This window comes from Pedobacter sp. NO84, assembly GCF_059703915.1.
On the sequence record NZ_AP046575.1, the window covers coordinates 3,663,710 to 3,685,622 of the forward strand.

Consider the following 21,913-nt stretch of genomic DNA (forward strand, 5'->3'; position numbering starts at 1 on the left):
CAATATATTTAATTACTTTTTTGCAAGGTAAACGCAAAGGTAGTCCCAATGTTTGGGGTACTCCGTACAGAGATGGTTTGCTGATGGGCCTCTAAAATATGTTTTACGATAGCCAATCCCAACCCTGTACCCCCCTGTTCACGAGAACGGTGCGAATCGATTCTGTAAAAACGTTCGAATAGTCGTGTAAGATGTTTTTCTTCGATCCCTATCCCATCATCAGTAACTTCTATTAAAAATTGATCATGCAGCTCGAAAATTTTAATGGCAGTAGAGCCGTTATCATTGCCATATTTGATAGAGTTTTGGAGAAGATTAATTAAGATTTGCCTAATTTTTTCTCGATCTGCGTATACTAAGGTGGGGCCTGAATATTTATCTTTAAATGATAATTTAATTTTATGTGCGGAAGCTCGATCTTCTAAACTATCCATTACTTCCTTTGCTAAAACAACAAAATCGAACTTGTCAAAGTTAATTGGAATCTCGCCGGTTTCTAATTTAGAGATTGAATCCAGATCATTGATCAAGTAGCTAAGCCTTTCTATATTGCTTTCTGCTTTTTTAAGGAATTTTACTGCGGTTTCCGGATCATCAAGCATACAATCTTGTAAAGCTTCCACATAGCCCTGAATGGCAAAAAGCGGAGTTTTAAACTCATGCGAAACATTAGAAAGAAATTCTCTTCTAAATTGTTCCTGTTTTTTCAAAAGATCTATCTCTCGCTTTTTTGCTCCGGCCCATTCTTTTACCTCTTGCTCTACATCATTGATGGGATCTGAGCTTACATACTCACCTAAAGCCTCTTTTAAATCTTTCCCCAATTTAAGATTATGGATAAGTTTGTAGATGAGCTTGATTTTGGTATAGATATATTTCTCTAGTAAATAATAGAAAACGAAAAAGCTGGTGATAAATGAAACTCCAAAAGAAATTAAAAGATAATACCAATTGTGTTGGAAATAGAAATTTACTATCCCAATTGAAAGTCCAACAGCAAGAGCGGTGATTAATACGAGTACACTTAGCTTCATGGTACTAATTTACGGTTTATATGTTAAATTAGTGTTATGAAAGGCAAGAGGCAATAGGGAATAGGGAATAAGCTGGAAGAGGCATAATTTGTGCTTTCTATTTTACATTTCCATTCCCCATTTCCTTACCTCAGCCAATTTCCTTCTCTGTTAAATATTTCCAATATCGTTTGGGCACATGTTTTACATGAAGCTTAGTATTTTTACGGGGAACGATATTTGTGCTTTTAAAATAATCTCTCCATAGATTTGCATATACTTCTTCTTTGCCATGAAGTTGATGTGTGGTAGGTTTTTTTAATGCCTCTGGTGTGAGATCCATTGTTATTTCTTCCACCTTAAGCAGATCATAAAATAAGCCGTATTTTCTTTTTAAATCGTATATGATCCATTTTTGATCTGCGTATCTATTTTTAAAGTGGTTTAAAATTAGGGGAAGGACGTTAAAATCAGGATCGATCCCGCAATAAAATATGCCATCAGCAGTATGCTGAAATCTAATAAAGGCTTCCATTCTGTGTTTTTCCCTCTCTACTTTTATTGCGGTTTGTGAAATGGCAAGAACATGCTCATTGCCATAGTTTTTTTCACATCCGGGTGGATTATGGAAGAGGTAACACGTAAAATGGAAAATGGAGGAAAATGTTTCTGGTTTTTCGGATAGGTAAGCGCAAAATACTTTTCTCATCCAATTCTTATCGAGTCTTTTTTGTAGGCCTTTCCAAACACGATCAGCTTTTTCTTTACTATTATGCACTTCAAAAGCGTTACTAAATGCATCTGGTTGAAAGGTAAGGTGGGTTTTTAATTCTACAACGCCCGGCTTACGCTCAAACCACTCAAATATGGCAGTAAGCAGTCCTTCTAAAGAGCCATCGAACAAATAGATCAGTTTGCCGTTCACGGTTTACAGTTTGCAGTTGCCAGTTGGATTGTCGCCATATGCTAGAACAGGATAAGTTGGTTAGTATCTGTTTTAAGGTATTTGCTTTGGCTTTCGGCGAGGATAAAAGCCTTAATTTGCATTGCTTGAAAATCTTTTAATTGAAATGGGGTATCTACACATTTGATAAAATGTTTTGCCCTGTTATATGCAACTCCTATTTTTTGCAGTTGATAGATGTGCAATTTTCCAAATTTTCTGGCCTGAACAATTTTTTTAGCCGAGCCTATACCTATTCCTGGTATTCTTAAGATCATTCTATAGGCCGCTGTATTTATATCTACCGGGAAATGATGGAGATTTCTTAATGCCCAACTCAGTTTAGGATCGATGTCTATGTCTAAATGGGGATTGGCATCATTTAAAATCTCATTTACGTTAAAGCCATAAAACCGCATCAACCAATCAGTTTGATAAAGCCGGTTTTCTCTTAACAAGGGAGGCTTGGTGCCCAGAATTGGCATTCGTGTATCGTTACTAATTGGAATATAGCCTGAATAATAAACTCTACGGAGGGAAAAATCTTTATAAAATGCTGCTGCGGTATGCATAATTTCCTTGTCGGTTTCTGGAGTGGCCCCGATTACCATTTGGGTACTTTGGCCAGCAGGAACAAATTTCGGAACACTTTTTATCAGTTTTTTCTCATCCTTAAATTGTATGATCTGGTTCTGAACAAAGTGAAGTGGCTTAATTACATCTTGATGGCTTTTTTCTGGAGCTAATAATTTCAACCCGCTTTCTGTGGGCATTTCTAAATTGATGCTCATTCGGTCGGCATATAAACCCGCTTCCTTGATAAGGTCATCGCTGGCGCCGGGAATTGTCTTTAAGTGAATATAACCGTTGTAGTTTTCCTGGAGACGTAGCTTTTTTACTACTCGAAGTAAGCGTTCCATGGTAAAATCTGCATTTTTGAAAATACCTGAACTCAAGAATAAACCCTCTATGTAATTTCTGCGGTAGAAGTTCATAGTAAGTTCTACTACTTCATCTACAGTAAATGCAGCTCTTTCTATATCATTACTTTTTCTGGAAACGCAATAGGCACAATCGAAAATGCAATGGTTGGTTAATAAGATTTTAAGTAGTGAAACACAGCGCCCGTCTTCGGTATAGGTATGGCAAATGCCCGAATGATGTCCATTGCCTACACCCTTAGTTGAATTTTTTCTATCGCTACCGCTCGACGAACATGAAACATCATATTTTGCAGCATCCGCCAGAATAGTTAATTTCTCGCTCAATCTTTCCGACATCCGTTTTATATTTACTAACAAAAATAGTAAATAAAACTAAAAATATTAGTTAATTAGCAGAGCTTTTTAGAATGAATTTACAAGGAACCTACTTATTCAAAATCTAGTCCTTTACTATTCGGCACTATCTATTACCTTCCCATTCTCCATAGAACTGATCCAAGTAGGTAAGCATAAACTGATGGCGTTCTGCTGCCAATGCCCTTCCTTTGCCCGTTTTCATGAGGTCTTTTAACAGCAGTAGTTTTTCGTAGAAGTGGTTGATGGTTGGTGCAACCGTGTGCTTATATTCTTCTTTACTCATTTTAAGATTCGGAGCAATTGTGGGGTCGTACAAAATCCTATTTTTATATCCGCCATAAGTAAAAGCCCTTGCAATGCCTATGGCTCCAATAGCATCTAGCCGATCTGCGTCTTGAACGATGTTTAGTTCTTTGGATTGATAACTTATTTCTCCAAAACTTGCTTTGAAAGATAGATTTTCGATGATTTTTTTGACTTGGAATATGATTTCATCAGCAACACCAATGCTTAATAAAAATTCTTCTGCCTTCTGGGGACCCATTTCTTCGTCGCCGTTATTAAATTTCGAATCGGCAATATCGTGTAAGAGTGCAGCCAATGAAATAACCAATTCGTTGCCATTTTCTACCGCATTAATGGTGTGGGCTGTTCTATATACTCTTTCTATATGAAACCAATCATGCCCTGCTTCCGCATTTTTGAGTGTTTCTTTAACGAAGTTGATGGTTTGAGCAATAGGATCCTGCATAAAAATAATTTATGCCGCAATTTATTCCGAATTATATGATAATCCTGATAGTGTTGAAAAGTTATTAAGCAAACTTCGCAGTTTTCTCAAATACTGAGGCATCAAAATAGAGCAATTGGGTTACTTCAACTTCTAAAATTAGCGCAATATGGAATAGTCTATCTAAAGTTATTTTACTGTAGCCAAGTTCAATTTTGCTATATGCATTTTGCGAGATCTTAAGTTTTGCAGCTAAATAGTCTTGTGTATAATTTCGAAATTCCCTTACCTTTCTGATGGTGCCCGCTACGGCTTGCACCTCCGTTTTTACGTTGTCTTTCATAGGACATTATAGGTTAATGTTTTCTATAAACGTAAAAAGGCGACTATAGGTTTTGATTTCTTTATTAAAAGGAGATATAGAAAGCCGGATTTGCTTTTTCTTACCTAAGAAACCTGAAATTTATAGCACATTTGGAGAACTAAGAAAATTTCCGATTTAATCATTAGCCTTAATACAAGCCCCATTCATCGGCCCAATCATCTTCTGTCGTTTCAAAATATTTAACCCATTCTATAAAAAGTTGCCGAAATCTTTCTATTTCAACCACTACCACGTCTTTATCCGCTTCGGTACAAACGCCATAAAGGAATGAGGCTTTTACTTGAGTTTCAAGTTCGCGGGCATTTGTGCGGATAATCGAGGCATTTTCCATCCTAATCACATAAGAATCTCCGCCTTCGGCCCCAATAATTTTAGGACCAAGCATCAGTGCATTCTGCATGATAAGCTCTTTGGTCATTTCGGCTGTATCGCCTTTTAAAGTTTCGCAAAACAGGGCAGCATATTTATATAAAACCTTGGCCTGATTATATAATTTTTTTGCTCTTTCAATTTTAGCCTGGTTTTTCCATTCATCTCCATCGTCTCCTTTGAAAAAATTTGACATCCGATCCCAATCGGGCATGTGATCCATATCATCGAACTCTTTAGACATAATAAGTTAGGGTTAAGTTAAAATATGCGTTATTTATGTGCCTAGAGATGAATAATCAAAGGTAAAAATCTATCTCAACTTTCCAACTCCCAACTCTAAACTACCAACTCTCCACGCCAAACTCTACTCCCTTGCCTTAGGTCTTTCGTCTTCTGGTCTTCTTGATCCATCGTAGAGCTCATACTCAAATAGCCTGCAATCCAATTTACCGTTGTAGAACTCTATTTTCCGATCTGCTTTTAACCCAATCTTTTTAGCTAGATCAGGGTTTCCGGTAAAAATGTACCCGAAATAGCCTTTGCATTTTTTCTTCATGAAATCGCCCATGCGTTTGTAGGTAACCTCGAGTTTACTATGTACACCTAAACGTTCGCCATATTCTGGGTTAAATACTACTGCACCTTTAGCACCTTCGGGCACAGTTGTTTCTTCGAAATCGCATACCTCGAAGGTAATAAGCGTATCAACACCAGCCGTTTTTGCATTTCTACGACTAACATCTATCGCATCTTCTGATAGGTCTGTAGCAATAATCTGAAGATCGGTATTTTTGAGTACCTGTTCTTTCAATATCCTGCGTTCTGCAAAGAAAACTTCTTCATCATATCCTAAAATATGCATAAAACCATAGTTCATCCTAAATAGGCCAGGTCTTCGGTTGGTGGCCAATAAAGCTGCTTCAATGGCCAATGTTCCTGAACCGCACATCGGATTGATGAAAGGTGATTTTTGGTCCCATTGAGTTGCTAAAATGACACTTGTTGCCAAGGCCTCTAGCATGGGGGCCTTGCCCGGAATTTTACGGTAACCATGTTTGGCCAGCGTTTCGCCACTGGTATCTAAAAAAACGTCAACTTCATCATCTTTCCAATATAAATGCACAACGGTTTTGTTGGCATCCGAGCCAGAATTTGGTCGGATATTTTTCTTCTCCCTAAACCGATCTACGATGGCATCCTTTACTTTAAGATTAGCAAATAAAGGAGTGGTTATGGTCGGATTATCCACGTTTGATGTAACTGAAAAATAACCAGAAAAATCAATTAATTCTTCCCATTCCATGGCCAGCAAAGCGTTGTACAACTCATCTGGCGTATTGGCCTTAAAACTATTGATCGCATATAAAATCTGACTTGCACACCTGAGATTCAGGTTTAGCTTTATACATTCTGTTAATGTAATATTTAACTCAACACCCGTTGGAAAAGCCCTAACGATTTCATAGCCTAGAGCGGTTACTTCATCTTGTAGGTAGGGAGAAAGTCTTTTGTTGCAGGTAATAATTACCTTGCTTTTGGTTTGGAAAACTTGCATCATATTAGGGGCAAAGTTACCAATAAAAAAGAGATTTAACTTTCCGCTGTCTTTTAGGTTAAGAATCCCAGTTACTTTTGCAAAAATTTAAGGTGTAAATTAAATGATTTTAGTGTGGATAGGTGTGGAAAACTTAAATAAATTGAAATGCCTATTTATCAAATTATTTTTAGAGATTTGATAAGTATAATTATTAGTATTTGAAATGGAAATTAAAGGCAAAGTGCACGAAATTGGTGCGGTACAACAAGTAAGCGAATCGTTTAAGAAACGTGATTTAATTATAGAATACGCAGAAAACCCTACTTATCCAGAGTATATCAGATTTGAAGCGTTACAAGATAAAACGGCTTTGTTCGATACATTGAAAGCTGGCGACGAAGTTGAGGTTTCTTTCAATTTGCGGGGTCGTCCATGGACAAATAAAGAGGGTGTTACTTCTTATTTCAACAGTTTGGTGGTATGGCGTTTAACAGCCCTTACAAATACAGCAGGTGCGGCTGCAGCACCACAATATGCGGCTCCAGTTGATCTTAATGCTCCAGCAGGGGAAGAAGACGATCTTCCATTTTAATAAGCTTACGAAGTTTTGAAACTTCGTAAGTTAAAAAGCTCTCGTTATGTTTCGGGAGCTTTTTTGCGTTTAAACCTTTGATAGCTACTGTGTTAAAAAGTGTTAAAACACGGCTATTTCCCTATTTCTTCGCTATTTTTGAGAAAGTAAAGGAAACTCTCATGACAGCGCCTCGGCAATAAACTATCATGATTGCCTTAGACACTAAAAAACATAGCTATCACGGGTGAAAAAGAGAAGTCTTTGGTTAATTACTGCATTAATGACGCTGGCATTAATTGGCGTATTTGTAATGCAACTGTATTACATCAGGGAATCCTATAAGCTAAATTCTCAGCTTTTCGAGCAAAACGTTAATCAGGCCCTTAATGCGGTGGTTAATAAAGTCCAGAAACAAAATGTTGCAGGACATATAGGTAGAAAAGATACAGAGATTAAAATTCAACGTGAGAGAGGAATAAAAAGCCAGACCGATACCATTGTTGCTTTTAAAGTAAAGTTTAGGGAGAATCAAAGCCTTAGAAAGTTTAAACAGCAACAACAAATTATTGATTACCTTAATTTTCAGGATAGCGTAATCCGATCAACCTACTATCGTCCCGAGATGATCTCGGAAGAAATGTTTAAGATTTATTCTAATCCAAATAAAGAAAACACTAAAAATCTAAAATTAGAAGTCCTTGAATATAGGGACCCCAAAACTGGGGAAGTTATCGATAGGAAGATCAGGCCACGTTTACCAAAGAACGGCCCTGAGTTATCTAATGGAAAACTACCAGATACGATTAGGTACCTAGCTTTTAATCCCATTAATGGACTTCCTCAATGGATTTTCCTCCCAAGCATGGATCCCGATTTGGCAGCTAAGTTTAAAGTTGAAGATGCAAAAGCAAATCATAAGTATCAAACGGAACTAAATAAGTTATATGCCGATACCACTACTCTGTTGAGCAGCGATAATTTAAGTTTGGTAGCAGATGTGGCTAAGGAAATGCAAAATAAAGACGTGCCCTTAACCGAGCGGATCCCATCAAAAGAGATCTTAGATACACTGATTAAAAAAGAGCTCCTAGGGAAAAACATTACGTTGGATTATAACTATTGGCTCACCCCCGCGAAAAACCAGAAAGATATCATTTACCAAAAAGTATCAAACCCCGGAGGAGAGATTTTACCAGAAAATACCTATGCACATATTCTTTTCAGTAATGATGTAGCCACAAAAGACCCGGGCATGTTATACCTGTATTTTCCAAGTAAAAACTCGCTAATATTTAGCAATATGTTTGTGAGCATGACTTCTTCTATCAGTTTATTGCTAGTGCTCATCTTTATCTTTGCGTATACAATTTATGCCATCATCAAGCAGAAAAAATTGTCGGAGATGAAAAGTGATTTCGTTAACAACATGACCCACGAATTTAAAACACCTGTTGCAACAATTATGATTGCCAGTGAGGCTTTAAAAGATCCTGAGATTGTTTCAGATAAAACCAGGATTGGAAGATTAGCGAATATCATCTATGATGAAAATGTACGCTTGGGAAATCACATTGAACGTGTCTTAAGTGTTGCCCGTTCAGAGAAAAAAGAAATCAAATTAGAAATGGCACCCGTGCGAATTAACGAACTGGTTAGTGCCGTAGTTGATAGTATGAGCCTCCAGTTGCAAAAACGCAATGCCGTGGTTTCGTTAGCGTTAAATGCAACCGAAGATACCATTTTAGGCGATGAGCTACACTTATCGAACTTGATCTATAATTTGATCGATAACGCCAATAAATACAGTGTTGACGAGCCTAACATCACTATTTCTACCAAAAATAACCAAAAGAGACTTTTTATTGAAGTTTCCGATCAGGGTATAGGGATGTCAAAAGATCACACAAAACGAATTTTTGATCAGTTTTATAGAGTTCCTACGGGAAACCTTCATGATGTGAAGGGATTCGGGTTAGGCTTAAACTATGTGCAAGATATCGTAACACAAATGAATGGTACAATTAAAGTAGTTAGCGAAAAAGATAAGGGAACTACTTTTGAAGTGAGTTTGCCATTTAAAAAATGAAAATAATTGCCAAAATACGTTAGAGACTGCTATTAAGGTAAATGCATTAAATAAATACTCCCGAAAAACAAAACCCGATGAAAAAAATCTTATTGGTAGAAGATGACCCCAATTTAGGCTTGCTTTTACAAGATTACCTACAACTTAAAGGTAAATTTGATGTAGTACTTTGTACAGATGGCGAAGAAGGTATAAAGGCCTTTACCAAACAAAGTTTTGACCTCTGTATCTTAGATGTAATGATGCCTAAAAAGGATGGTTTTACACTGGGAAAAGAAATTCGCAAAGCTAATGAACAGGTTCCCATTATCTTTGCAACTGCTAAAGCAATGATGGAAGATAAGGCATCAGCCTATGATTTGGGAGGTGATGATTACATTACCAAGCCTTTCAGAATTGAGGAGCTCCTGCTCCGTATCAATGCCCTGCTAAAAAGAGTGGCAACTAAAGATCATGCTTCAAATGAACCCGCTCAAACACAATTTGAGATTGGACAATACACATTTGATTATACTACACAATTGATCAATTTTAACGGTCAACAGCAAAAACTCTCTACTAAGGAGGCCGAGCTCTTGCAACTGCTTTGTTTAAAGAAAAATACAGTTTTAACCAGAGAAGAAGCACTGATTAGCATTTGGCATGATGACAATTATTTTAACGGACGAAGCATGGATGTTTTCTTGAGTAAATTAAGGAAATACCTTAAGGAAGATCCGAAAGTAGAAATTTTAAACGTTCACGGCAAAGGATATAAATTGCTTGTAAATTAGGATAGATTTATTTGGCGGTCAGCATAAATCACTTATCAACCATTAAGAAATTAAGGGCATTAAGTTTGGAGAAATAATAGGTATGCTTAACTCTTCTTAACTTAAGGGTTAAAATTGCAAAGCGTTCTAGTTAATTTAGTTAACTACCGATTTTAGAGTAAGAAAGCCTTCAATGCTTCTTTGGCATAATCTCCCCAATCTTTCAGTGCTGTTTTAAGAGTGGCAATCAGCTGCTTGTTGTCTGTAGGTTTACCTTTTATTGGGGCTTTAATTTTATCGTCTGTAATGGGCTGGTCGGTAACGGCAGTGGCGAACCAGGTAACATGTTCGTAAGGGAGCGCAACTCCTAAAATCATTCCCGGTAGTCCGCTAAAAGTTTCGGGCCCGCCAGAAACTGGGATTTCTTCCGTATAAAAGGCAACAACATAGATAGAATCCATAATTAATGCATTTGCTCGGCGACAATCATACCCCGCTATATTCCTTATTTCACTGGTAAGTTTCCAATTTATCTTTCGGGTGCTATCTTTTACTAAATACAACTCTTCGTATACTTTTTTCTGAGTAATGCTTGTTCTCTCCAAAGTATTGGTATAGATAACGTTGATCTGCGTGGTAGCTGGATCATTCCCAAAAAACATATTCGGTGCTGTGGTTTCCTCAATTGGTTTGAATAGGGTCTGATCTTTTGAAAAATTGAGGGTACTCTTCATAACCTTAAACTGGGGCTGATTTTTCATGTATTCTTCAGCCATCCTGCTATAAAATGAGCTATTTGGGTTTTTCTTAACCAAGTCTTTGATCAGGGCAAAAATATTTACCTTTCTTTCGAATTCTATCGTTCCTTGTGTAGTGAAGTGGGTATTTTGGGAATAACTTTTTTCTGCCCCCAACAGGAACAGGAAGAAAATGATAAGTGTATTAAATTTCATATCGATTTATTTTTTAGCTGTACCGCCCATTTTGTTAAAATCATAGGTTACAGAGAACATAAAATAACGTTTAATATTGTTGTAAGAATATTGCTTAATGGAGTTGCCAATAGATGTTCTTCTGAAACCGCGGTTCTGGTTTAACAAATCGTTTCCAGATAAACTCATCTTTAGATTATCCGTTTTAAAAAAAGTTTTATTAAGTGAGGCATTTAAAATTACCTGCGAATACCCAGTTAAGGTAGGGGTGGATCCTGTTAAGCTGTAATCTGCATCTCCAGAAATGCTCGTTTTTCCGGGCAAGAAAATGCTAAAATAACCAGATGCATTTGCGCCCCAACTATCACTATTAACCGTAATTGAGGTTTTTGTTTTCTCTAGGTTATAACTCGGACCTCCATACAGGCGCACATCGTATTTCTTTTCTTTAGATTTATAAAAACTAAAATTGAAATCCATGTTACTCGTTGTGTTCTGATTTAATTCGCCATTGATATAACTATAATTTGTATTCGAATAGCTATTTAAACCAACACCGCCATTTCCGCCTAAAAACTTAATTTTCCGACCATAGTCAACATACAGGCTATAGCTCCAAGGCGTTTTACTTTTAAGATTAATGGCCTGAAACAATGATTTACCGCTCGCATCGGTGCTTACAAAATTGACGATCTGGTTAAGCGTAAACCCGAAATTCCCACTCAAATAAATTGATTCGTTGCTCAACACTTTGTAAGAATTGAAGTTAACGCCAATATTGCTTCGATAAGATGGTTTCAAATTCGCATTTCCAGAAACCTCATTTAATGGATCATCATTTACTTTAACGGGCTGCAACTGTGTTATGCTGGGCTGGGTTGTATTCCCATTATAGGATAAAGAGAGTGATTTCTGTTGCGAAAAACGATATTGGTATCTTGCTTGGGGCATCCAGTTCATAAAGCTGCGCTTAAATTTCGTATCGGCAAAGGCATCATATTGATCAAAACTGATTGCATTTACCTTTGTGCCAAAGTTTAGCGTGGTTTTAGCTGCTTTATAGTTGAAAATAGCGCCTGTTTGATGGGCAAACTGAGTAGCCTCAAAATCGTTACTATAGGTTTTATTTAATACATCATATTTGCCCGAGGTGGATGGATCAAAAGTTTGTCTTGCGGATGTGCTATTGTTGATATTGATCCCATAGTTTAACAATAAAGAAAATTTCTTGCTGAAAGGTTCGGAATAAGTTAAGTTGGTGCTAAAGACATTGCTTTTGGTGGTATTCTCCTTAAACTGATCTATAATTTGTGAACTCGTTAAAACTTCGGCCTCACTATAAAGATCAATTTTCGACTTATAAAAACCATCACTTTCTTTCTCATTCACGTACTGGCTTACGGTTACCGAGAAATTTCTGCCCACTTTTTTTAGCTTTTTTGTATAGAAGGCCGAAATATTGAAAACTTCTTCGTTTCCTTTGCCATCTATCACGCGATCTGATGTATTTAATAATGTATTATTTCCTCTTCTTCCGATCCGGGCATAATTGGATTTATTGGTGTTGTTTCTCAATGTACCGTCTGCACTTACCTTTAGATTGGAAGTGGTATCGAGTTTAATCTGATAAGTGAAATCCAATTTTTGACGGAAATTATAGGTATCGCTCTGCTCATCGGTATTATAATTGTTAATATCAGTGATGATGTTATTTTGTTCTATGGTATTTTTAGTTGTTTTTACGCCCAAAGAGCCAATTTTATAGTTTGTATTTAACGATTCCTTATCTGAATTCCATTTCGTATCATAGTGTGCGCCACCATTATGGGCCACAGGTAATCCTTCGCCATAATAAGTACCGCCATTACCGCTAATCTCATCGCCTCCACCGCCCGAAATATACATTCCGCCATCAATAAACTGAACATCGCCCCCGCCACTGCTTCCATATTTATCACCATCTTGCCAACTTAAACCAGTTTTGCCGGTATTGCTGCTCGTTCCATAAAATGAAAATTTTTGCTTTCCCTTAAAACGATTAAACATAACCTGGCCTTGAAAATACTCATCCGTTGCAATTCCACCCATCACTTTCCCGAAGTAGCCATTTTTCTTATCCTCTTTTAACTTGATGTTGATAGTTTGTGTTTTTTGCCCATCATCAACACCAGTAAAGGCAGCTTGATCGCTACTTTTTTCATACAGTTGAACCTTGTCAACCATATCTGCCCGTAAATTTTTGGTAACCAAGGTAGGGTCATCACCAAAAAATTCTTCCCCATCAACTAAAACTTTTGGTACGGTTTTACCTTGGGCTGTAATCTTGCCATCTTTATCTATTTGTATCCCAGGTAACTTTTTAAGTAGATCCTCTACCTTGTCGTTCGGTTGTATGGTATAGTTTGCAGCATTAAATTCTGTGGTATCCCCTTTGATCTTAATGGCGGCTCCCTGCCCTTTAATAATTACTTCCTTTAATAACGTGGCTTTAAGCTTCATGTTGATCTGATTAAAATCCACAGTACTCTTAACCGAATCCAAAGAGAATAAAGACACATAGTCGGCATAATCTGGATAGGTTAATAAAAGAATAAAATTTCCCTTTTTCATGGAGTTTATTGCAAATGAACCAGCCGTATTAGCGCGTGTAAATTTGTAGAGGGTAGAATCTTTTGCATTTAAGATGCTAATTGTTGCATTGTGGAGCATACTTTTGTTCGCTGTATCAGCTACAACCCCTTTTATTGCATATGGGTTTTGAGCAAAGAGAGTAGCAGAAGAGCATAATAAAAGCAAAATAGCCAGGCTTATTGATTTCATTTAGATTTTTGTTTGGTCTCCCTAATGTATAACTAAATCTTTAATACTAAAAACTTAGTTCAAAAATTTTAACATAAAATAACACAATTTAACATTTCATTCTCCGGTTCAACCGGAGAGAATCTTTTTCCATTTGCCTGTAAAGAATAATTGAAGAGCTAAAAATTAAACTATTTTTGTTAAACTATTTTTTTCAATTTAACACTGTTGATGTATGCTCAAATGACGTATATTGAGCAACCTGTGATCAACTAACACCATGTTACAACCTATAGAAGAACTAGAACCAGCTCAGCTTGCTGCTAAATTTATCAACTTAACTTCGCGGCATATCTTTTTAACAGGAAAGGCGGGAACGGGCAAAACTACGTTCCTTAGAAATCTGATTTCATTAACCCATAAAAAGGCAGTGATCGTGGCGCCTACAGGTATTGCTGCGATAAATGCGGCAGGCGTTACCATCCATTCTCTCTTTCAGTTGCCCTTTGGCACTTTTTTACCCAGAGCGTTTTCATCTGATCATACAGGTGGGTATCAACATTATCATACTCCAAAATCTATCATACGGCATTTGAGCATGAATGCCACAAAGCGCCGGATTTTAATCGATTTGGAACTACTGATTATCGATGAGGTAAGCATGCTTCGTGCTGATTTGTTGGATGCGATAGATATGGTGTTGCGTTATGTTCGAAAAAACAACTCTGCAAGTTTTGGCGGTGTTCAGGTGCTGTTTATTGGCGATCTGCACCAGCTTCCACCAGTTGTTAAAAATGAAGAATGGAATTTGCTAAGTACTTTCTATAGGAGCGCCTTCTTTTTTGATGCATTGGCCTTAGAAAAAAATCCGCCTGTTTATATTGAATTAGAAAAAATTTATCGCCAAGCAGATGAAACATTTATTCATCTCTTAAACAATCTAAGAAATAACCAGGTTAACGAAGAGGATGTTAGGCTCTTGAAAACCTATTATCGGGAAGATTATCAACCACTGCTAACCGATAATTACATTACCCTTACTACACACAACATTAAAGCCGACACATTAAACAAAAGCAGTTTAAATAAACTACAGGGCCACTCTTTTTTTTACAGTGCTAGTATTGAAAAAGATTTTTCAGAAAGTGCCTATCCCGCCGAAAAAATATTAGAATTGAAGGTAGGCGCACAGGTAATGTTCATCAAAAATGATCCCACGGGCGAGCAGCGCTTTTTTAATGGTAAAATTGCCGTGGTTACCAAATTAACAAACGAAACTATCGAAGTTCAAATTGATGGTAGTTCAAGAAATCTAATCATTGAAAAATATACTTGGAAAAATATAAAGTATAAACCTAATAAGATCACCAATGAGATAGAAGAAGAAATTGCAGGGACCTTTACCCAATTTCCCTTAAAATTGGCATGGGCGATTACCGTTCATAAAAGCCAAGGACTAACGTTTGATAAAGCTATTATTGATATTGGTGATGCTTTTGCTCCCGGTCAGATTTATGTAGCTCTATCTCGCTTGCGCTCTTTGGATGGTTTAGTCCTTACCTCGTTAATATCAAGTAGGGGGATTAAACAAGATCAGCATGTAACTTATTTTGCCAAAACAAAGGATCAGCAAGAGGATCTAACTATTCAGATCAAGAAAGAAAGTAATACCTTTCTTAAGCAATCTCTAATTAAGGGATTTGACTTTACTATTCTTGATAATTATGTGTTCGAACATGTTTTTAGTTACTCAAAAGATGAAAAAAGGTCGACCAAACAGGCGTATGTAAACTGGGCCGCCCAACTGCAGCAAGAGCTGATGGGATTAAAACTGAATGCGGATAAATTTATGAAGCAGATCGAACGTTTATTTGTGATTGGAGATGCTGAGCGTATACACCAACTTTTGGAAAGAACAGAGGCTGCCGAAAATTATTTCAACCCACAGCTTGCCAACATAAGTGAACGTATTTTTGAACTTATCGAGGTTGTTAAACTGCAAAAACAAACCAAAGAATACTTGGCAGAATTACTTGATTTGGAGGCCATGTTTTACGAGCAGGTCAAAAAGATTAAGAAAGCAAAGGCTATGCTAACTTCGGCAAATGCTGGTACTGAACTTACCAAAGAAGATGTAATGGCACTGCATGACCTGCCAACACGAACAGCCAAAATCCAAAAAGCATATACGTTGCCAAATAAAGAAGAGTTTAATCCAGCTAGTGAAGATTCTTATTCTAAATTTATCGGCTCGAGGAAGGCTAAAATACCTAAGGAGCCAAAAGTAGACACGAAAGAAGTTACTCTGGCATTATTTAGGGAAGGGAAAAACCTCAAAGAGATTGCAGCCGAACGGAAAGTAACGCAAAGTACGATCGAAGGTCATCTCGCCCATTTTGTGGCCAAGCAAGAAATCAGAGCAAATGAACTGATAGCCGAAGATAAACTGAATGTGATCTTAGATGCGATAAATGGATTGAAATCAATAAAGTTGAACGAGCTTAAGGAGCATCTGGGCAAATCTTACGCCTACGGAGAGATCAAAATTGCTGTTGCTGCGCATTTGGCAGATAATTAGAAGTTAAGCGGTAAGCAATAAAAGTTTGGCTAGCAACTCCCAACTCCCAGCTCCCAACTACAAATCAACCTCTCCCTCAAAAACTTTTTTTGCCGGACCGCATAAGAATACCTGCGTAAATTTTTGGCCATCATAATCGAAATTGATCTGGAGGCGATCACCCAATGCTTTAATAGGGGTTTGGATATGCCCTGTTTTACGGTTCTTTTTTGCCATTGCCATCGCCACAGCAGTTACACCGGTTCCACAGGCATAGGTTTCATCCTCAACCCCCCGTTCAAAAGTGCGCACAAATAGATGATCACCCTTGTCTTCAACAAAGTTTACATTAATTCCTTTTTCCCTATAGGTATCATTATTTCGTATTTCTTTACCAAGAGTAAAGACATCCATTTTACCTAATTCGGTTACTTCTTTGATATAGTGCGGCGATCCCGTATTAATTACAAAAGCTTCACCATCGTTTTTAACCACATCAACATCAATCATTTGAAGTTCTATCCAGTTTCCATCGGCAGTAATTTTGGCATAATGTGGTCCATCCACTGCCAAAAAATTAGCTTCACTGTCAATTATTCCTAAATGTTTAGCAAACGCCACAATACATCGGCCTCCGTTTCCGCACATGCTCCCAATTTTTCCGTCGGCATTGTAATATACCATCTCAAAATCATAGTCATCATGCTTGGTTAAAAACATCAGCCCATCGGCCCCTATGCCAAATCTACGGTCACAAAGCTGCGCAATAAGGCTGCTTTCGATGTTTTTTAGCGGGCTCATGCGATGATCTATAATTACGAAATCATTTCCTGCGCCTTGATATTTGGAGAATTTAATATTCATTATTTCTTCATTTTAGTATTAAATATTTGTCGAAAAGAATGATAAGTCACAGGTTAATTTTGATTTAACATTTTTTAACACAAAATAGGATGTGCGAAGTGTACAAATATCGTTTATATGGTATTAAATTTGGGTAAATCAATCGGAAAAAAAGAACAATACATTAATTAATAACTTAAAATAAACAAATCATTACGTCAGATCTTAAATTGGGGCAAGTGGTTATGTTATAAAAATTAAACATTTAACTAATTAGAAAATGAAAAAAATAGGATTAACGGTGTTTGCTGCATTTTTAGGTGGTGCAGTAGCAATTGGCGCTTATAAACTATTGGAGCGCAATACGGATAGCTATACATTAGCTGAAAAACAAAACATGATGTTTGCAAGCAACCCAGTAAAAATTGCTTCATCTGGTGCGGTGGATTTTGTGCAGGCCGCCGCTGCGGTTTCGCCTGCAGTAGTACATATTAGAACCACTTATGGAAATAAATCATCAAATAATGAAGGTGGTTCAATTGAAGATTTTTTCGATTTCTTTGGTGGAGGCGGCAGAAGATCCAATGTTCCTAGAGAAGCATCGGGTTCAGGAGTGATTTTAACCTCCGATGGCTATATTGTAACCAACAATCACGTAGTTGATAATGCCGAGAAAATCGAAGTCGTTTTATCAAATCGTCGTAAAGTTACGGCTACCGTTATTGGTAAAGACGCCAATACAGACTTGGCCCTGATCAAAGTTGACGTTGCTGGCCTGCCTTTTGTAAAAATGGGCAATTCTGATAATGTACAGGTTGGCGAATGGGTATTGGCAGTGGGCTTCCCATTAGACCTCCAAACTACTGTTACAGCAGGGATTGTAAGTGCAAAAGCACGCCATATTGGTATACTAGATCAAAATCAACAACCTACAAGGGCCGAAATCGAAGAATATCAAAGAACTGGAAAAATGCCTGAACGACCTTCAAATTCTTCGATTGAATCTTATATTCAAACTGATGCTGCAATTAATCCTGGAAACAGTGGAGGTGCTTTGATTAATACCAATGGCGAATTAATAGGTATTAATGCTGCAATTGCTTCAGGAACTGGAAGAAATGAAGGATATGGTTTCGCAATTCCAGTAAACTTGGCCAAAAAGATTTTAGAAGACTTTAAACAATATGGCAGTGTAAAACGTGGTTATATTGGTGTTAATTTTACTGCTTTAAATGCCGATAATTCAGAGAAAATTGGGACAAAGGAGATTAGCGGACTGTATGTTGGCGGTGTAGTAGAGAATGGTGCTGCCGATGCCGCTGGTATTAAAGTTGGCGATATCATTAAAAAAGTAGATGGTATAGAAATATATGACTCACCAGATCTTCAAGAAAAAATTGGACGCCTTCGTCCTGGTGATAAAGTGAACTTAACGGTATTGAGAACTGATGGCACCCTTAAAAATATGAACATTACACTTAAGCCAGAGAGTGCCGTATCTTTAGCTAGCGCAAAAAGCAATGAAGCGACTACCGGAATTACTATCAGTAAATTAGGCGCAACTTTTGCTCCTGCTTCAGCTGCTGTGAAAGCAAAATATAACATCTCAAGTGGTGTTGTGGTAACAGGTATTGAACAAGGTAAGCTGTTTGACTATTATGATGTTCCTAAAGGATCTATGATTACCAAAATTAATGGTAAAGCAGTAAACAATGCAGCTGATGTAGAAAAAGCTTTGGCAACTTCTGCAGATGGCATGACTACACTAGTTGGAGTTAAAGACCAAGGGGTTTTCTGGAAAAAAGTATTCTAGTTTAAAACGCCATAATAAAAAAGGCCAAATTCCCTAATCGGAATTTGGCCTTTTTTGTGGAACAATAGTTTAGACATAAAAAATAATAGGCACAACTTGTGCACATCCATTTTTAATTTGCCCGTTTACTACAATAGTCTTAACTTCGAGTTCAGTGTTGCTACTAAACCCATTAGGTACATAGTCGACGTAGATTTGGCAAGGAGCGCTACTTGAGTATGACGCATATTGCCCATCACATTCTACGGTGCATACATAAGTGTCTTCGGCTACCCCACCCAAACAATTTTTAAGTTGTTCTTTGGTAAGGATAATTCCAGGGGACTTTTTTTGTTCTTTGGATGATTTTTTCATATATTTTTAATTTAGGTTACCTAAAGTTAAAAGATTTTTTTCTAAAAATTCAGAGAGATTCTATTTTTTCTTAGAACGTTTCTAAATAACTTCTTTCTTGTGTTTTTAAGCAAAGCATTCCTATTTTAAGGCATATTTTAAATACTTTTGCTTAACTGAATAAATTATAAAGCTAATGGGTAGTATCGCAAATGCTTTTTCCTCATCAATCGGGAAAAAACTAATAATGGGGCTTACAGGCCTTTTTCTAATCTCTTTTTTAGTAGTTCACTGTTTCCTCAATTCTTTTGTTTTTTTTGATAATACTGGTGTTCTGTTCAATGAAGGGGCTCATTTTATGGCAACAAATTGGATTATCAGAGCGATGGAAGTGGTGCTAATGTTAGGTTTACTGCTCCACATTGTGCAGGGAGCACGCTTAACATTCGAAAACCAGGCAGCTAGGCCTGTTAAATATGCATATAATGATGGAAATGCAAATAGCAAATGGTATTCTCGATCTATGGGCTTACTAGGTACTTTATTGTTGATCTTTTTAGTAGTTCACTTATCTGATTTCTGGATTGTTTCTCGTTTTACCGGAATAGAAGAATTTAACGGAGGAACTCCTCTTGATGCAAGTGGGCACGAAGATTTATATGCGGTGATGCATGTAAAATTTAGTGAGCTTTGGCGAGTAATTTTATATGTCTTGGCTATGATATCATTGGCTTACCATTTATTGCACGGTTTTGCCTCAACCTTTCAAACAATGGGATGGAACCACAAAAAATATACTCCAATTATCAAGGCAATAGGCGTTTGGTTCTCTATCCTCATTCCATTACTTTTTGCATTGATGCCGATCGCCATTTATTTCGGCTGGAGTTTATAATCTAATTTTTGAACGAATAAAGCTATTATAATGTCAGCATTAAATTCAAATATACCCGAAGGAGAATTAACCAATAAGTGGACGAAATTTAAATCGTCGGTTCCTTTGGTAAATCCTTCAAACAAAAGAACTTTGGAAGTAATTATGGTAGGCTCGGGTTTAGCGGGGGCATCTGCCGCTGCAACTTTGGCCGAGATGGGCTATAAAGTAAAGTGCTTTTGTTTTCAGGACTCGCCACGGAGAGCGCACTCTATCGCTGCACAAGGTGGAATAAACGCCGCAAAAAACTATCAGAATGATGGCGATAGTACCTATCGTTTATTTTATGATACGATAAAGGGCGGCGATTATCGTGCTCGAGAGGCTAATGTTCATCGTTTGGCAGAAGTAAGCGCAAACATCATCGATCAATGTGTAGCCCAAGGTGTTCCTTTGGCGAGAGAATATGGAGGATTATTGGATAACCGTTCATTTGGGGGTACACAGGTACAACGAACTTTTTATGCCGCCGGACAAACGGGACAGCAATTACTTTTGGGTGCTTATAGTGCTCTAGAACGACAAATCGGAATGGGTAAGGTAGAAATGTTTACCCGCCACGAAATGCTCGAAGTAGTTAAAATTGACGGAAAAGCTCGTGGCATCATTGCCCGCAACTTATTAACCGGAGAGTTAGAGCGTCATTTCGGTCACGCCGTAATATTGGGAACTGGTGGATATGGAAACGTATTCTATCTTTCAACCAATGCAATGGGCAGCAATGTAACCGCAGCTTGGAAAGCTAACAAACAGGGTGCATTTTTTGCTAACCCTTGTTATACACAAATCCATCCTACCTGTATTCCTGTTTCTGGGGATCACCAATCAAAATTAACACTTATGTCCGAATCATTAAGAAATGATGGAAGGATTTGGGTGCCAAAAATGAAAGATGACCCTCGTAAAGCTTCAGAAATTCCGGAAGATGAAAGAGATTATTATTTGGAACGTCGCTATCCGGCCTTTGGCAATTTAGTGCCACGTGATGTAGCATCCCGTGCCGCTAAAGAGCGTTGCGATGCAGGTTACGGAGTTGGGGCCTCTAAATTGGCGGTTTATTTAGATTTTAAAGCGAACACCGAACGTTATGGACGAATTGAAGCCTCTAAAAATGGTATTCATAATCCTGATAAGGAAACTTGCATGCGCCTCGGAACGGAGGTGGTTAAAGAAAAATATGGAAACCTGTTCGATATGTATGCGCAGATTACAGGAGAAAATCCTTACGAAACGCCAATGCGTATTTATCCAGCCGTTCACTATACCATGGGCGGTCTATGGGTTGACTATAACCTCATGACTACTGTTCCGGGATTATACTGTACTGGGGAGGCCAACTTCTCAGATCACGGAGCCAACCGCTTAGGGGCATCTGCTTTGATGCAAGGTTTGGCAGATGGGTATTTCGTTCTACCTTATACCATCGGACAATACTTGTCGAAAGAAATATCAGTTAAGGCAATCCCTACAGACCATCCAGCGTTTGCTGAAGCAGAAACGAGGGCAAAAGGAATATTAGATACCTTAATAGGGATAAAGGGAACGAGAACCGTAGACCATTTCCACAAGAAATTGGGTTTAATTATGTGGGAAAAATGCGGAATGGCCCGCAGCGCTGAGGGATTAAGATCGGCCATTATAGAAATACAACAGCTCAAGAAAGAATTCTGGAGTGATGTTCGTGTACCGGGAGTAGCCGATGAATATAATCCAGAGTTGGAAAAAGCAGGTCGTGTAGCGGATTTTATCGAATTGGGCGAGTTAATGTGCATGGATGCGCTGAACCGTAATGAAAGTTGTGGTGGACACTTTAGAACAGAATACCAGACTGAAGAAGGAGAAGCACTACGTGACGATGAAAACTATGCTTACGTTGCCGCTTGGGAAAATAAAGGCGATGGAACTTTTGAACTACATAAAGAAGAGCTCAAGTTCGAGAACATTAAAATTGCACAAAGAAGTTATAAATAGTCGAGCGCATGGCGTTTCGCGTAAAGCGTTTTGTTCGC

At 37.7% G+C, this 21,913-nt stretch carries 18 protein-coding genes; 7 read left to right on the plus strand and 11 right to left on the minus strand.

Going from position 1 to position 21,913, the window contains the following annotated elements:
- Window positions 1-8: 8 nt before the first annotated feature.
- The 7 genes from AC6H0V_RS16220 to AC6H0V_RS16250 all read right to left on the minus strand — a co-directional run bounded on the left by AC6H0V_RS16220 (window position 9) and on the right by AC6H0V_RS16250 (window position 6,299).
- Window positions 9-1,034: a sensor histidine kinase gene (locus AC6H0V_RS16220; RefSeq protein ID WP_497561246.1), complete on the minus strand. Its 1,026-nt coding sequence runs from the start codon at window positions 1,032-1,034 to the stop codon at window positions 9-11.
- A 130-nt stretch (window positions 1,035-1,164) separates the two neighbouring features.
- On the minus strand, window positions 1,165-1,938 hold the full coding sequence (locus AC6H0V_RS16225) for a TIGR03915 family putative DNA repair protein (RefSeq protein WP_497561247.1): 774 nt from the start codon (window positions 1,936-1,938) through the stop codon (window positions 1,165-1,167).
- 41 nt (window positions 1,939-1,979) lie between these two features.
- Window positions 1,980-3,236, minus strand: coding sequence for a putative DNA modification/repair radical SAM protein (locus AC6H0V_RS16230; protein WP_497561248.1), 1,257 nt, complete (start codon window positions 3,234-3,236; stop codon window positions 1,980-1,982).
- Between the two features lie 124 nt (window positions 3,237-3,360).
- Complete coding sequence (locus tag AC6H0V_RS16235) at window positions 3,361-4,008, minus strand: HD domain-containing protein (RefSeq protein WP_497561249.1); 648 nt, start codon at window positions 4,006-4,008, stop codon at window positions 3,361-3,363.
- Between the two features lie 64 nt (window positions 4,009-4,072).
- Window positions 4,073-4,330 (minus strand): helix-turn-helix domain-containing protein, encoded by a 258-nt coding sequence (locus AC6H0V_RS16240; protein WP_497561250.1) that lies wholly within the window; start codon window positions 4,328-4,330, stop codon window positions 4,073-4,075.
- A 169-nt stretch (window positions 4,331-4,499) separates the two neighbouring features.
- On the minus strand, window positions 4,500-4,985 hold the full coding sequence (locus AC6H0V_RS16245) for a hypothetical protein (protein ID WP_497561251.1): 486 nt from the start codon (window positions 4,983-4,985) through the stop codon (window positions 4,500-4,502).
- A 123-nt stretch (window positions 4,986-5,108) separates the two neighbouring features.
- A complete protein-coding gene (locus tag AC6H0V_RS16250; protein WP_497563388.1) occupies window positions 5,109-6,299 on the minus strand; it encodes a THUMP domain-containing class I SAM-dependent RNA methyltransferase in 1,191 nt (396 codons plus the stop codon).
- 205 nt (window positions 6,300-6,504) lie between these two features.
- Between AC6H0V_RS16250 and AC6H0V_RS16255 the strand changes: the two genes are divergently transcribed.
- The 3 genes from AC6H0V_RS16255 to AC6H0V_RS16265 all read left to right on the plus strand — a co-directional run bounded on the left by AC6H0V_RS16255 (window position 6,505) and on the right by AC6H0V_RS16265 (window position 9,714).
- Window positions 6,505-6,873: a DUF3127 domain-containing protein gene (locus AC6H0V_RS16255; RefSeq protein WP_497561252.1), complete on the plus strand. Its 369-nt coding sequence runs from the start codon at window positions 6,505-6,507 to the stop codon at window positions 6,871-6,873.
- A 226-nt stretch (window positions 6,874-7,099) separates the two neighbouring features.
- The gene (locus tag AC6H0V_RS16260; RefSeq protein ID WP_497561253.1) at window positions 7,100-8,941 is read left to right on the plus strand and encodes a sensor histidine kinase; all 1,842 of its coding nucleotides are present in this window, start codon (window positions 7,100-7,102) and stop codon (window positions 8,939-8,941) included.
- A 77-nt stretch (window positions 8,942-9,018) separates the two neighbouring features.
- Window positions 9,019-9,714 (plus strand): response regulator transcription factor, encoded by a 696-nt coding sequence (locus AC6H0V_RS16265; RefSeq protein ID WP_497561254.1) that lies wholly within the window; start codon window positions 9,019-9,021, stop codon window positions 9,712-9,714.
- 152 nt (window positions 9,715-9,866) lie between these two features.
- Here the strand turns inward: AC6H0V_RS16265 and AC6H0V_RS16270 are convergent, their stop codons facing one another.
- Both AC6H0V_RS16270 and AC6H0V_RS16275 read right to left on the minus strand, forming a co-directional pair.
- Entirely contained in the window at window positions 9,867-10,646 is a 780-nt protein-coding gene (locus AC6H0V_RS16270; protein WP_497561255.1) for a GLPGLI family protein, read from the minus strand.
- Between the two features lie 6 nt (window positions 10,647-10,652).
- A complete protein-coding gene (locus AC6H0V_RS16275) occupies window positions 10,653-13,445 on the minus strand; it encodes an outer membrane beta-barrel protein (RefSeq protein WP_497561256.1) in 2,793 nt (930 codons plus the stop codon).
- A 259-nt stretch (window positions 13,446-13,704) separates the two neighbouring features.
- Here AC6H0V_RS16275 and AC6H0V_RS16280 point away from each other — a divergent pair, with 259 nt between their 5' ends.
- The gene (locus AC6H0V_RS16280; protein ID WP_497561257.1) at window positions 13,705-16,002 is read left to right on the plus strand and encodes a helix-turn-helix domain-containing protein; all 2,298 of its coding nucleotides are present in this window, start codon (window positions 13,705-13,707) and stop codon (window positions 16,000-16,002) included.
- 57 nt (window positions 16,003-16,059) lie between these two features.
- Here AC6H0V_RS16280 and dapF read toward each other — a convergent pair whose 3' ends face one another.
- Window positions 16,060-16,845 carry a diaminopimelate epimerase gene (gene dapF / locus AC6H0V_RS16285; RefSeq protein WP_497561258.1) on the minus strand — a complete coding sequence of 262 codons (786 nt, stop codon included), beginning with the start codon at window positions 16,843-16,845 and terminating at the stop codon, window positions 16,060-16,062.
- A gap of 259 nt (window positions 16,846-17,104) precedes the next feature.
- Here dapF and AC6H0V_RS16290 point away from each other — a divergent pair, with 259 nt between their 5' ends.
- Window positions 17,105-18,637 carry a trypsin-like peptidase domain-containing protein gene (locus AC6H0V_RS16290; RefSeq protein WP_497561259.1) on the plus strand — a complete coding sequence of 511 codons (1,533 nt, stop codon included), beginning with the start codon at window positions 17,105-17,107 and terminating at the stop codon, window positions 18,635-18,637.
- Between the two features lie 69 nt (window positions 18,638-18,706).
- Here AC6H0V_RS16290 and AC6H0V_RS16295 read toward each other — a convergent pair whose 3' ends face one another.
- Window positions 18,707-18,991, minus strand: coding sequence for a hypothetical protein (locus AC6H0V_RS16295; RefSeq protein ID WP_497561260.1), 285 nt, complete (start codon window positions 18,989-18,991; stop codon window positions 18,707-18,709).
- Between the two features lie 175 nt (window positions 18,992-19,166).
- Between AC6H0V_RS16295 and AC6H0V_RS16300 the strand changes: the two genes are divergently transcribed.
- On the plus strand, window positions 19,167-19,865 hold the full coding sequence (locus tag AC6H0V_RS16300) for a succinate dehydrogenase cytochrome b subunit (protein ID WP_497561261.1): 699 nt from the start codon (window positions 19,167-19,169) through the stop codon (window positions 19,863-19,865).
- 30 nt (window positions 19,866-19,895) lie between these two features.
- Window positions 19,896-21,875, plus strand: a complete 1,980-nt coding sequence (locus tag AC6H0V_RS16305; protein WP_497561262.1) for a fumarate reductase/succinate dehydrogenase flavoprotein subunit — start codon at window positions 19,896-19,898, stop codon at window positions 21,873-21,875.
- Window positions 21,876-21,913: the final 38 nt, after the last annotated feature.